At 39.4% G+C, this 13,723-nt stretch carries 12 protein-coding genes; 11 read left to right on the top strand and 1 reads right to left on the bottom strand.

From position 1 onward, the window contains the following. The first annotated feature begins 28 nt into the window (after positions 1–28). From ACLIJJ_RS03970 to holA, 4 genes are all read left to right on the top strand, one after another. Complete coding sequence (locus ACLIJJ_RS03970; protein WP_411410571.1) at positions 29–622, top strand: helix-hairpin-helix domain-containing protein; 594 nt, start codon at positions 29–31, stop codon at positions 620–622. Positions 623–709: 87 nt separating this feature from the next. Continuing rightward, positions 710–1,297 (top strand): ComE operon protein 2, encoded by a 588-nt coding sequence (locus ACLIJJ_RS03965; protein WP_233313095.1) that lies wholly within the window; start codon positions 710–712, stop codon positions 1,295–1,297. Positions 1,298–1,322: 25 nt separating this feature from the next. Further along, positions 1,323–3,647 (top strand): DNA internalization-related competence protein ComEC/Rec2, encoded by a 2,325-nt coding sequence (locus ACLIJJ_RS03960; RefSeq protein WP_411410570.1) that lies wholly within the window; start codon positions 1,323–1,325, stop codon positions 3,645–3,647. A gap of 439 nt (positions 3,648–4,086) precedes the next feature. Next, entirely contained in the window at positions 4,087–5,106 is a 1,020-nt protein-coding gene (holA, locus tag ACLIJJ_RS03955; RefSeq protein WP_282581438.1) for a DNA polymerase III subunit delta, read from the top strand. A gap of 96 nt (positions 5,107–5,202) precedes the next feature. Here the strand turns inward: holA and rpsT are convergent, their stop codons facing one another. After that, positions 5,203–5,469, bottom strand: coding sequence for a 30S ribosomal protein S20 (gene rpsT / locus ACLIJJ_RS03950; protein ID WP_233313098.1), 267 nt, complete (start codon positions 5,467–5,469; stop codon positions 5,203–5,205). A gap of 262 nt (positions 5,470–5,731) precedes the next feature. On the opposite strand from rpsT, the gene gpr reads away from it, so the two are divergent. The 7 genes from gpr to grpE all read left to right on the top strand — a co-directional run bounded on the left by gpr (position 5,732) and on the right by grpE (position 13,710). Next, entirely contained in the window at positions 5,732–6,853 is a 1,122-nt protein-coding gene (gene gpr / locus ACLIJJ_RS03945; protein WP_233313099.1) for a GPR endopeptidase, read from the top strand. 112 nt (positions 6,854–6,965) lie between these two features. After that, positions 6,966–8,147, top strand: a complete 1,182-nt coding sequence (spoIIP, locus tag ACLIJJ_RS03940) for a stage II sporulation protein P (protein ID WP_411410569.1) — start codon at positions 6,966–6,968, stop codon at positions 8,145–8,147. Between the two features lie 35 nt (positions 8,148–8,182). Further along, entirely contained in the window at positions 8,183–8,539 is a 357-nt protein-coding gene (locus ACLIJJ_RS03935; protein WP_233314700.1) for a DUF3679 domain-containing protein, read from the top strand. Between the two features lie 141 nt (positions 8,540–8,680). After that, on the top strand, positions 8,681–10,522 hold the full coding sequence (gene lepA / locus ACLIJJ_RS03930) for a translation elongation factor 4 (protein ID WP_237941723.1): 1,842 nt from the start codon (positions 8,681–8,683) through the stop codon (positions 10,520–10,522). Between the two features lie 86 nt (positions 10,523–10,608). Continuing rightward, the gene (gene hemW, locus ACLIJJ_RS03925; RefSeq protein ID WP_233313102.1) at positions 10,609–11,745 is read left to right on the top strand and encodes a radical SAM family heme chaperone HemW; all 1,137 of its coding nucleotides are present in this window, start codon (positions 10,609–10,611) and stop codon (positions 11,743–11,745) included. Positions 11,746–11,905: 160 nt separating this feature from the next. Continuing rightward, positions 11,906–12,934: a heat-inducible transcriptional repressor HrcA gene (gene hrcA / locus ACLIJJ_RS03920; protein ID WP_233313103.1), complete on the top strand. Its 1,029-nt coding sequence runs from the start codon at positions 11,906–11,908 to the stop codon at positions 12,932–12,934. Positions 12,935–13,110: 176 nt separating this feature from the next. Then, positions 13,111–13,710: a nucleotide exchange factor GrpE gene (grpE, locus tag ACLIJJ_RS03915; protein WP_411229262.1), complete on the top strand. Its 600-nt coding sequence runs from the start codon at positions 13,111–13,113 to the stop codon at positions 13,708–13,710. Positions 13,711–13,723 lie beyond the last annotated feature (13 nt).

Raw genomic sequence — 13,723 nt, 5'->3', positions numbered from 1 at the left:
AATATACCTGTAAAGGAGGATTAATGAAATGAAATGGATTACAGAACATAAACTTGTTCTGCTGCTTAGTGCAGCAATTATCACACTGCTAGTATTTCACTTTATCACTTCAGCCAATAAGACAGAAAACTTAGGAATAGCAGCAAAGGAGTTGCCTGTATCAGATGTGGAGGATAAGGAGAAATCGGGGGATGAGACAGAAATTTTTGTCGATGTAAAGGGTGCTGTAAATAACCCAGGTCTGTATGAAGCGCAACTTGGGGAACGGGTGATGGATATTATTGCAAGGGCAAACGGGTTCGCGGAGAATGCAGAAAGTGATGCTGTAAATCTTGCAGAGCGATTGAAAGATGAAATGGTCGTTTACGTTCCGACAGAAGGGGAAGAGCAGCTTCACACTCCAGCTGGTGGGGGAAACGAGCAAGGCGGCTTGATAAACATCAATGAGGCGTCAGCCATGGAGTTAATGACATTGCCTGGGATCGGAGAAGCAAAGGCTGCAGCCATTATTGAATACAGAGAGCAAAATGGCGGCTTTAAGGAGAAGGAGGAATTAAAGGAAATAAGCGGCATTGGAGAAAAGATGTTGGAGAAGTTATTGGATTTAATAAGAGTGAACTAGTATGATAGGTGAAATTGACGCCATGGTTTCTTGCATATAAACTAATAAGGATACTTTTTAAACTTTTACTAGGAGTGAATGTATTAAATGGATAGATTATCATGGAATGAATATTTTATGGCACAGAGCGAATTGCTTGCCTTAAGAAGCACATGCACAAGGCTTGCTGTTGGTGCAACGATTGTAAGAGATAAGCGGATTATCGCCGGGGGCTATAATGGCAGCATTGCCGGAGGCGTGCACTGTATTGATGAAGGCTGTTATGTCATTGATCATCATTGTGTTCGCACCATTCACGCAGAAATGAATGCGATATTACAATGCGCTAAATTCGGTGTGGCGACATCCATGGCAGATATTTATGTTACGCATTTTCCGTGCCTGCAATGCTGTAAGGCAATTGTACAGGCTGGCATAAAAACTGTTTATTATGCTCATGACTATAAAAACCATCCATATGCGCTAGAGTTGTTTCAACAGGCAAATGTGCATGTTGAAAAGGTAGAAGCACAGCAGGTTATTTTTGATGAGAAGCATAAGGAAAAGAAACTGCTTGTAAAGCAATTGCTGAATCAGTTGAAAGAGAGCGGGGAAGACAGCGAGGGAATTGAGGAATTAGAAAAGCAAGCAGAAGAACTGTTCTCCATCATACCTACAGAAACTTCTTCTGTTTAAAGAAGAAGTTTCTCCCTAAATAATCATGAATTTTCTTTATAATAATATCCTCTATTTTGCCGTAGCCGCACTTCTGGCTGTTCTTTTAGCGAATTTCTCCTCTCTTATCTTCCTTCTTGCTTTAATTGTGTTCATATTCTTCCTGATTATTGTAAAGAAATGGACAATCCCCTTATTATTATTACTAGTTTTTATAGGTGCTATCTTTTTTTACAGGGCCCATTTAGATGTCAAAAATAATTTCTCCTCCTTAAAAAGTACCCAAACAAACTTTTCACTGACAATAATGGAAACAACTAAAATCGATGGTGACAAGTGGACAGCCGTTGCAAAAGACAATCAGTCTGATGAGAAGCTGCTGCTTCATTACCAATTAAACACTTTTCAAGAGAAGCTAGATGTTACGGAACAGTCTTTCCTTGGAAAAACATGTGTGGTATCAGGGCAATTAGCGCAGCCGGCAGCAGCTGCCAATGAAGGAATGTTTGATTATCAGCTTTATTTAAAAAGGCAGTCCATTCATTGGGTATTACAAGTGAAGGATATCACCTCCTGCAAAGAGCTTAGCTTCGATTTGCTGTCTGCCATTAAAGTATTACGAGAGCAGGGAATCGCTTGGATTGAAGCCGTTTTTTCCGAAAATACGGCACCAGTTGCCATTGCTTTATTGTTTGGTGACAGGGTTTATATAGCAAGTGCTATTCAAAACGCCTATCAAAAATTAGGGATTGTACATTTGCTGGCCATCTCAGGTTCTCATGTCCTGCTTTTGATTGGATTAGGTTATTATTTCCTGTTGAGAGTTGGTATGACGAAAGAGAAAAGCATCACGATAATATTGCTTATATTGCCTGCCTATACGGTTTTGACTGGTTTAAGTCCTTCTGTTATCCGAGCGGTCTCTACTGCCAGCCTAATGCTTCTCCAGAGGAGGTGGCGGCTATCGAGTTACTCCTCGATCGATTTGCTGAGTATCGCGTTCCTCGGTTATCTTTTTCTGTTTCCGAAAATTGTGACTGATATCGGCTTCCAATTGTCCTTTATCGTCAGCTTGTTTTTATTGCTGAGTACGTCTATTCTTAAAGGCGAAAAGCAGCCGGTGAAAATATATCTGCTTACTGCTTATTTTTGCGAGCTTTCTGTGCTGCCCTTTCTATTGAGTTATTTTTATGAGCTTCCTGCTTTGTCACTCTTTGCAAACCTTGTATATATCCCCCTTTTTTCGATTCTGCTCCCATACTTCATCCTTGTATTTTTTCTATCGTTCCTTTTACCTAAAGTCACCATAGCTTTTCTTTACCCCATAGACAAAATATGTCAGCTGTCAGACTGGCTTGTAACAAAAACAGCAGACATTCCCTATATTACGATTATTTTCGGTAAACCGAACAATCTTGAATTGATACTGTATTTTTGTTTCATACCAGTGTTTTTCTGCCTTTATGAAGCATTGCCCCATTTGAGAAAACGTGCATTTTTAATCCCCTTTTGCTTGCTCTTATTTCAATACACAGGAGAATTTTGGAGTAAATATGGGGAAGTTACTTTTATTAATGTTGGACAAGGAGATAGTATTCTTATTAATGAGCCGTTCAATAGGGGGACATATATAATTGATACAGGCGGTACAATGGAATATCAAAAAGAAGAATGGCAGGAAAGAGAGAATAGTTATGAGGTCGGTGAAGATACTCTAGTTCCGTACTTAAAAAGCAAAGGAATTACCAAAATTGACAAGCTAGTTCTTACCCATGGTGATATGGATCATATTGGCGGAAGTGTTGCGCTAATAAAGAGCATTCCAGTTAAACAGATTCTTATGCCTAAATCTAGTAACCAACCAAATGATAAGGAAAAGGAAATATGGGAGCTGGCAAGGCAGAAAAATATTCCTGTCTTTTTTGTAGGAGAGGGAGATGGCTGGACAAATGGAAATTCCGTTTTTCAAATTATTGCACCAGGTAGGAATACTGTGAACAGCAGTGGTGAGAACGATGGATCAATTGTCATTTCTGCACAAATTGGAGGGCTGTCATGGCTGTTTACAGGGGATATAGAAGAAAATGGGGAGGAAATGCTCCTTGCCGCACAATCCAATCTAGAAACAGATGTACTTAAAGTAGCCCATCATGGCAGCAAAACCTCCACTACAGAAGCATTTCTGGAAGAAGTGAATCCTGATATTGCCATTATCTCAGCAGGAAAAAACAACCGTTACGGCCATCCGGATAAGGGGGTGCTTAAACGTTTACAAGCAAAAAAGATAACTGTGTGGAGAACAGATGTGAATGGAACCATTTCTTTTAAATTTTCTCAAAAAAAAGGCACCTTTTTTTTGCAACAGCCATAACATATAACAAAACAGAGGAAATTAGCTGCAATAAATAGTGAATATCCCTAGGGCAATACTTACATTTCGATTACCATGCAAAAGCGGAAATTTTCCTGTTTTGGATTTGAGTTTCATATATAAAGCTATAGGTGAGTGTAAAAACTAACCTTAGTGTACCGGAGCATGTTAAGTATCCTAGGCCTTAATATGCTGCGTTCATTATAGATTGAAAGCGGGCAGCTGTTATAAAAGCGAATGCCTTCTTTGAAAAGCATCTTCCCAGTTTTTCAAAGAAGGCTGGAGCTTTTCGTAAAAACAGTTGTCCGCTTTTTAGTTTAACGCTTGTCAAAATAGAAATGCTTCTTTACGATATAATATAGATGCTAAAAACATGCTTGATATGTAATATCAGGCTGTCCTTGCAAGTAAAAGGACATGATCGGAGAGAAGAATTTTGATGCAAGAAATTTGGAAAAAAATTAAAAGGCAAGAATTTGCGCCTGTTTATTTAATGTATGGGCCGGAATCATTTCTAATAAATGAAACAAGAACATTATTGGTTCAAACAGCTTTAAATCCTGATGAAGAAGATTTTAACCTGTCTGTATACGACTTAGAGGAAGTCAGTATTGAACTGGCAATAGAAGATGCGGAAACAATTCCGTTTTTTGGAGACAGAAAGGTTGTTATTCTGCAGAACCCGTTTTTTCTAACAAGTGAAAAGACAAAATCGAAAGTGGAACATGATGTAAAGAGACTTGAAGCTTATTTAAAGGAGCCCTCTCCTTATACGATTGTTGTCTTTACAGGCAGTTATGAAAAGCTTGATGAGCGGAAGAAAATTACGAAAGAACTAAAAAAAACCGCAGAAATTTTAGAAGCTAAGAAATTAAATGAACAGGAATTAAAAAACTGGATGAAACAAAGAGCATCCTACAATAAAGTCGAACTGGACAATGATGCCCTCGAAGCTTTGCTCAGCATTGCTGGAACAAATTTGTTCCTTTTAACAAGTGAAGTAGATAAGATGGCGCTGTATGTACAGGATTCTAAATTGATTACCAAGGAAATAGTGGAAGAACTCGCTTCTAAATCATTGGAACAAAATATTTTTGCGCTTGTGGAAAAAATCATTAACAAACGAATTGATGAGGCATTAAGAATTTATTATGATTTATTGAAACAAAATGAAGAGCCGTTAAAAATGCTAGCAATTATCACAAACCAATTCCGACTTATTTATCAAGTTAAAGCACTATCGAAAACGGGTTACGGACAACAGCAAATTGCGTCTGTTTTAAAAGTTCACCCATTTCGTGTCAAGCTCGCTGCAGGCCAAGCTAACCGCTTTACTGATGAAGAGCTAACAAGGTGTATCAGCATGTTTGCTGAAGCCGACTACCAGATGAAGACGGGCGCTGCGAATAAAACAATGATTATTGAGATGATTCTATTTAAATTGGGACAGGCTAAATAAACCTAAAAAAACGCTGCCTTGATGGCAGCGTTTTTAATTTGCGGCAATAAAAAAGGCTACCGAATGGATAGCCAATTTTGTTTGTGCTTGTGCTTATTATGCGTTGATCGCGTTGTTTCTCTTAGCTAGACGAGATTTTTTACGAGCAGCAGCATTTTTATGGATAAGACCTTTAGCAGCAGCCTTGTCTAGGTTGCTAGCAGCTACTGCAAAGCTTTCGTTCGCAGCATTTTTATCTTCAGAAGCAATAGCAGCCTCAGCTTTTTTAACAGCAGTACGCATTGCTGATTTCACTGTAGTGTTTTGAGCGTTACGAGCATTGCTAGTTTTTACGCGTTTGATAGCAGATTTAATATTTGGCATTTACGTTCACCTCCTAAAAAGAAGCATCGAGAATCATATATAAACTCGATTTTTACATTCCTAAAAAACTTAAAGAACAAATGATATTTTATCAAACCGTTTCTAATAATGCAATACTCTCCACTTAATTTGAACCGTTAACAGCTATTTTTTTGTTGTAACTGTTAAAAAACCTCCCTTTTCTGTCTGTTTCTCCATGAATTTTTTGGCTGCTGCACGGGCATGATAAGAATATATTACTTTCTATGAAGGGAGAAACTGTATGAGTGAACAGCTGGATTTAAGCAAGTATGCCGTCCGAACAGATTTGGCCATTGAAGCAACAGACATGGCGCTAGCACAGAAATCCCTTATTGAAACAGAACCAAATCAATCACAACTAGATGGTGTCATTATTAAAGAAAAAGAAGAAAAAGGGATAAAAGTTTCTTATGTGGAAGTGACGGAAAAAGGCGAGGAGCTGATTGGAAAGAAAAAAGGCAGATACTTAACTTTAGAAGTTCAAGGTATTCGCCAGCAGGATAGCAAGCTTCAAGCAGAAGTAGAAAAAGTGTTTGCTAAAGAGTTTTCTCAATTTCTTGTTACTAGCAATATTCCCGCTGATGCCTCCTGTCTTGTCGTTGGTTTAGGGAACTGGAATGTGACCCCTGATGCACTCGGTCCGCAAGTTTGCGAAAATATTCTTGTTACAAGGCATTTATTCGAATTGCAACCGCAAAATGTAGAAGAAGGCTACAGACCTGTCAGTGCACTTTCTCCTGGAGTCATGGGACTGACTGGAATTGAAACAAGTGACATTATTAGAGGAGTAGTGGAAAAGACAAATCCTGACTTTGTCCTCGTAATAGATGCACTTGCATCCAGAAGTATTGATAGAGTGAATTCTACTATCCAAATTTCTGATACAGGCATCCATCCTGGATCTGGTGTAGGAAATAAACGGAAAGAGCTAAGTGAAGATACATTAGGCAGGCCTGTAATAGCAATCGGCGTTCCGACAGTAGTTGATGCAGTTTCCATTACTAGTGACACGATAGATTATATCCTGAAGCATTTTGGGAAGGAGCTTAGAGAAGGAGACAGGCCGTCCAGAGCACTTGCGCCTGCTGGTTTGAGCTTTGGGGAGAAAAGAGTGCTGACAGACGAAGATTTACCAGAGGAGCACCATCGGAAAACATTTTTAGGGATTATCGGCACACTGCCGGAAGAGGAGAAGCGCCGCCTTATTCATGAAGTTCTTTCGCCAATTGGCCATAATTTGATGGTCACGCCGAAAGAAGTCGATGTTTTTATTGAAGACATGTCCAATCTCATCGCAAGCGGACTGAATGCAGCACTGCACAGTGCAATCAATCAAGATAATGCCGGATTTAATACACATTAATAAGGAAAGCTTGTTCGTTTAATAGAGAAATCTAGCATTCCTATTTAAATTACTAGTTCTATCTCTCCTAGCATTTACATAGTTATTAATAGACTTGCTAGGAGAGGTGAATATGAAACCACTACGAAAAAAACCAGAAGTTTATATATGGAATGCTAATGCGCTGAACATCCTGCCAGTATTATTTATCCTTTTTATTTTAATTTTTATTTCAGTAATTGCTATTTCTTCTGTAAAGCAGGAAATGAATATGAGTTCAACCTTACTTGAGAAATCGCCTAGCGAAATAGATGGGAGCTTCTTTTATTCTCTGCTTGGTGCAGAAAATCATCACTTTTTGTCCGTACTGTCAGAAGAACAGAGAAATACAAGCTTCAGCCAAGTGTTTATAAAACTAGCAACAAATATAAATTTGGATGATCCCCGCAGTTTATTAGGAAGAGAGCTTCCCGCCTTTTCCTTATATGACAGTGAAATACTAGTAGCTGGGGATGGAACCAATTATACGAACCTGCCTCTAGAATCAGCACCTCCTCAGCCATTTATTGAGGCTGGAAAAGAAGCGGCATTGCAGCGGACAGATGAAATTAAAAGACTGGAAGAGCAAGAGAAACAAAAACCTGCGGCCGCTCCTACAACTGGCGACAAAAAAATTGTCTATCTATACTTTTCCCATAACCGAGAATCATTTTTGCCGTACCTCAAAGGAGTCACAGATCCTAACTTAGCTCAGCATTCTAAAATTAACATTACAAAATTAGGGGATGTCATCAAGGAAGAACTGGAAATGAAGGGGATTGGCACAACAGTCGAAAAACAGGATATTCAAAAACTGCTAGATAAAAAAGGCTGGACTTATACTCAATCCTATCAAGGTTCAAGAGAAGTAGTAACAGCGGCGATGACTGACAATAAGGATTTAAGCTACCTAATAGATGTGCACCGTGATTCCCAGAGACGAAAAAACACAACGACGACAATAGACGGAAAAGATTATGCGAAAATCGCCTTCGTCATCGGCGGAAACAATAATAATTTTGAAAAAAATCAGCAGCTCGCTGAAGAGCTCCACTCTATTTTAAAGAAAAAATATAAATCTCTGTCTCGAGGAGTCATTCTAAAAAAAGGTGCTTATACAAACGGAAAATTTAATCAGGATTTATCAGAGAACAGCATGTTGGTCGAAATCGGCGGTGTTGATAATACATTTGAAGAATTAAATCGAACATCGAAGGCGTTAGCTGATGCTTTCAGTGAGTACTATTGGAAAGCAGAAAGTGTGAACGGCGGCTAAACTTGCGTTTTAGAAAGAGGTGTTAATACGTGAAGATGTTTACTTTGCGGGCAGTTGGGATTGCGCTATTAATGTTTGCGTGTGTGTTATTCGGCATGCAGCAGGCAAATGGGGGTATCCTAAGCTTGAAAGGATATGAAGATAAAAACTTTAACAGTGCACTATCAATCAGCAATGAGCAGGGCGGGTTAGAGGCGTCGATACTAGGGACGGATGTAACAAGCCATGATCTGCAAAAGAAGAAAGAGCAGATGGAGGAGATGAAAACCTTTAATCTTCTTTCAGGGATTGGGAAGGGAGTCGCTGACGGTGTTTCTTCCCTTGCGCAAAAAGGGGTTGATTTGGTGGGCGGTTTTATGAATAAGGGCCAAGACAGCGGTGAACAGCCATAATAGCAGGTGCGAAAAATCCATTGAATGCTGACAAAGTGTCTATGAATGCTTTTTCTTGCAGATAATTTCATTGAATCTTACCCATCACACTGCTATAATCAGAAATAGTGTATATGCGCGATTATTGTAGGAGTGAACTAGATGAACAGAGAAGAAATGCTTAAAAGACAATCAAAAATCCGTAATTTTTCCATCATCGCTCATATTGATCATGGAAAATCTACCTTAGCAGATAGAATATTAGAAAAGACAAATGCGCTGACAGCCCGTGAAATGAAGGACCAGCTCCTTGATTCGATGGATTTAGAAAGAGAGCGCGGAATTACAATCAAGCTGAATTCTGTCCAGCTTAAATATAAAGCAAAAGACGGTGAAATTTATACACTGCACTTGATTGACACACCGGGACATGTCGATTTCACCTATGAAGTATCCCGCAGTTTAGCAGCTTGTGAAGGAGCTGTGCTAGTTGTCGATGCTGCTCAAGGAATTGAAGCACAAACACTTGCGAATGTATATTTAGCAATTGACAATGACTTGGAGATCGTTCCTGTTATTAACAAAATTGATTTGCCAAGTGCAGATCCAGAACGTGTCCGCAATGAAATTGAAGATGTTATTGGATTAGACGCTTCTGAAGCAGTCCTAGCTTCTGCGAAAGCTGGTATTGGAATCGAAGATATCCTTGAACAAGTGGTTGAAAAGGTTCCTGCTCCTCAAGGAGATCCGGAAGCGCCGCTTAAAGCGCTTATTTTTGACAGCCTTTATGATGCTTATAGAGGTGTTGTTACTTATATTCGTGTAGTCGAAGGTACAGTTAAACCTGGGGATAAGATTAAAATGATGGCAACAGGCAAAGAGTTTGAAGTAATTGAGGTCGGTGTTTTCACGCCAAAGGCTGTCAATACAGATCAGCTGTCTGTTGGTGATGTTGGATACCTTACAGCAGCAATTAAAAACGTTGGCGATACACGTGTCGGGGACACAATTACAAGTGCGAAGAACGGAGCGGTAGAAGCGCTGCCTGGATACCGCAAGCTGAATCCGATGGTATATTGCGGATTGTATCCAATCGACAGTGCGAAATTTAATGACCTTCGCGAAGCATTAGAAAAATTAGAGCTGAACGATTCTGCCCTTCAATTTGAACCAGAGACGTCGCAGGCGTTAGGGTTTGGTTTCCGCTGTGGTTTCTTAGGACTTCTGCACATGGAAATTATCCAAGAGAGAATTGAAAGAGAGTTCAAAATCGATTTAATCACGACAGCTCCAAGTGTTATTTATGATGTAATTATGACAGACGGAACGGAATTGAAGGTGGATAACCCATCGGCAATGCCAGATCCGCAAAAAATTGATCATATTGAAGAACCGTATGTAAAAGCAACAATGATGGCGCCAAACGAATATGTCGGTGCAATCATGGAGCTTTGCCAGCTAAAACGCGGTGTGTTCATTGATATGCAATATATGGACGAGACGCGCGTTAAAATAATTTATGAAATTCCGCTGTCTGAAATTGTATATGATTTCTTTGACCAGCTGAAATCAAATACAAGAGGCTATGCATCCTTTGATTATGAGCTAATCGGCTACAAAACGTCGACGCTTGTAAAAATGGATATTCTCCTTAACGCAGAAAAAGTCGATGCATTAAGCTTTATTGTCCATAAGGACTTTGCTTATGAACGAGGAAAAATCATTGTTGAAAAGCTGAAGGAACTTATTCCGCGCCAACAGTTTGAAGTGCCTATCCAAGCTGCTGTCGGCCAAAAGATTGTTGCCCGTTCAACGATTAAAGCTATGCGTAAAAACGTATTGGCAAAATGTTATGGCGGTGACATTTCCCGTAAACGTAAATTGCTTGAAAAGCAAAAAGAAGGTAAGAAGCGGATGAAGCAAGTCGGTTCCGTAGAAGTACCGCAAGAGGCGTTCATGGCTGTACTGCGCATGGATGACAATAACACGACGAAAAATAATTAATGAGCTAAAATCGGGGTTAGGCTGCAGCTTTAGAGCAGTGCTAACCTCTTTTCTTATTTTTTGCAAAGAGAAAGGACTGTGACATATTGATTAAAGCAGCATATATCCATATCCCATTTTGTGAACATATATGTCATTATTGTGATTTTAATAAAGTGTTTTTAAAAGGCCAGCCTGTGGACGAATATTTGGATGCACTGGAACAGGAAATAAAGCTGACGGCAAGTAAAAATAATGCCCCGCTTAAAACCGTTTTTGTCGGAGGCGGAACACCAACAAGCCTTAATGCTAAGCAGCTGGAGAGGTTATGTGCGATTATCAGTGAAAATCTGCACTTAGCAGAAAATGCTGAATATACATTTGAGGCAAACCCTGGAGACTTGTCACCAGATAAACTGAAAGCCTTGTATGAAGGTGGAGTCAACCGCTTGAGCTTCGGTGTGCAATCATTTAATGATGACCTATTGCAAAGGATAGGCAGAACGCACAGAGCTAAAGATGTCTTCACATCGGTAGAGGCTGCCAAAAAGATCGGGTTTGACAATATTAGCATCGATTTAATGTACAGTCTGCCAGGTCAGACATTAGACGATTTTGCCGCTACCTTAAAGCAGGCCTTTACTTTAGATATCCAGCATTTTTCTGGTTATTCGCTGATCATTGAGCCAAAGACAGTATTTTATAATCTTCTCCGCAAGGGCAAACTGCTTACACCTGGTGAAGATGCAGAAGCAAGCATGTACCGCCTGCTTATGGAGGAGATGGCACAGCATGGTTACAAGCAGTATGAAATTAGTAATTTCGCAAAAGAGGGCTATGAAAGCATCCATAACATAACGTATTGGAATAATGAAGAATATTACGGATTTGGTGCAGGAGCACATGGTTACGTTAATGGCTACCGCCGCTCTAACTTCGGCCCATTAAAAAAATACATGGAGCCTTTGGCTGCAGGAAGTCTGCCTCTTCTCGACAATCATCAGGTTACTTTAGCAGAAATGATGGAAGAGGAGCTGTTTTTAGGGCTGAGAAAAAACAGTGGCGTCAGTCTCGCTGTGTTTAAGGAAAAGTATAAGCAAGACATTGAGACGCTGTTTGCTGCTGAACTGGAGAAATTATTGGAAAGAGGATTAATTTCCATTGAGGATGGGAATTTAAAACTCACATATAATGGCCGTTTTTTAGGAAATGAAGTATTTCAATCTTTCATCGGAATTCTTTAACAATACCTCCTCCTAAAATAGGGGGAGGTTGTCTGTTTAATTAGGAAAGAATTTCTTTTGCGAAATAAAAACCAAATTATTGACACACTCCCCTTTTATTTGATAATTTATAAGTAGAATTAGCACTCGGTGCTAATGAGTGCTAACAGAGGTGATGAATGTGTTAACAGATCGTCAATTATTGATATTGCAAGTGATTATTGATGATTTTATAGCATCTGCTCAGCCGGTTGGTTCTAGAAGCTTGTCGAAAAAACCGGAAATATCCTTTAGCTCTGCCACAATTAGAAATGAAATGGCGGATTTGGAGGAATCGGGATATCTGGAAAAGACCCATTCTTCATCTGGACGAATTCCAAGCGAAAAGGGCTATCGATTTTATGTCGATCACTTATTATTGCCGCAAAAGCTTCGTAAAGAAGAGGTGTTAACACTGAATTCTGTTTTTGCTGAGAAGATTTATGAGTTGGAGAACATCGTCCAAAAATCAGCAAAAATACTCTCAGAGTTAACGAACTATACGACAATAGTGCTGGGGCCAGCTGTAAAGGAAAACAAACTGAAAAGAATTCAGATTGTGCCATTAAATGCCCAGACAGCCATTGCCATTATCATCACAGATACTGGGCATGTCGAAAATAAAATGTTTCATTTGCCGGAATCGACAGATGCAAACGAAATTGAAAAGCTTGTGAATATTCTTAATGAAAGGCTCGCAGGAGTCTCTCTTGAGAAGCTGCACAACAAAATATATAAGGAAGTTGCCACACTCTTAAAACGTCATATTAACCATTATGATTTGTTTTTGAATTCAATCTATGATGCTGTTAAAATCGACACACATGAGAAGCTTTTCTTCGGCGGCAAGACGAATATGCTGAGTCAGCCGGAATTTCATGATGTCAGCAAAATTCGCGATTTGCTCAATATGATTGAAAAAGAGGAAGGCATCCATGACTTAATCCGTAATAACACAACAGACATCAACATTAAGATTGGGACAGAAAACAATATTACCGCAATGGATAATTGCAGTGTTATTTCCGCTTCTTATGCATTAGGGGAAAAGCAGCTAGGGTCCATTGCCATATTGGGACCAACGAGAATGGAATATTCACGGGTAGTCAGCCTGCTAAATCTGATGGCGCATGATCTCACAAAAGTGTTGACAAAGCTGTATCAAAACTAGCAGCGAAGGATATAGTTAATATGTAGTAACTCCCTATTATCAGTGATAAACGGTAGTAGGGAAACCATTTAAAAAAAATGATAGTTATTGGAAGCTTTATATAAGTTGATTATGTATAATAGTTCACTGTGAAGACTATTTACAAAGATTTAATTCATTTGAGGGAGGTGAACAAGTTGGCAGAAGATAAAACAACAATGAATGAAGAGATTCAAGAGGACAATGCTGAAGAGAATACGGAAGCGGTCTTTGAAGAAGTTCAGCAAGATGAAACAACTGCTGATGCTCAAAACACAAACTCACTTGCTGAGGATCTCGAAGCAGCAAATGCTAAAATTGCTGAGCTAGAGGCGAAAATAGAGAGTGAAACAAACCGATATTTGCGTCTGCAAGCAGACTTTGATAATTCCCGCCGCAGAGCGAAGCTTGATATGGAAGCGGCGCAAACATATAGAGCACAAAGCCTAGTTTTGGATTTGCTACCAGCTATCGATAACTTTGAGAGAGCTTTGAAGGTAGAAGCAACAGAAGAACAAGCGAAAAGCCTATATACAGGCATGGAAATGGTTTACAGAGGATTGTTGGATGCACTTGAAAAAGAGGGTGTTGAAACAATCAAGTCTGTCGGAACTGAATTTGATCCTCATCTTCATCAAGCAGTAATGCAAGTAGAAGTGGAAGATACAGAACCTAATATTGTAGTAGAAGAGTTCCAAAAAGGCTACAAATTAAAAGACAGAGTAATCAGACCAGCCATGGTTAAGGTTAGCCAGTAAGGTCTACATAAAT

The organism is Niallia laureatilytica, assembly GCF_046613985.1.
Classification (GTDB): domain Bacteria; phylum Bacillota; class Bacilli; order Bacillales; family Cytobacillaceae; genus Niallia.
Note: the sequence above shows the minus strand (reverse complement) of the source record. Positions and strands in the feature narration are given on the sequence as shown.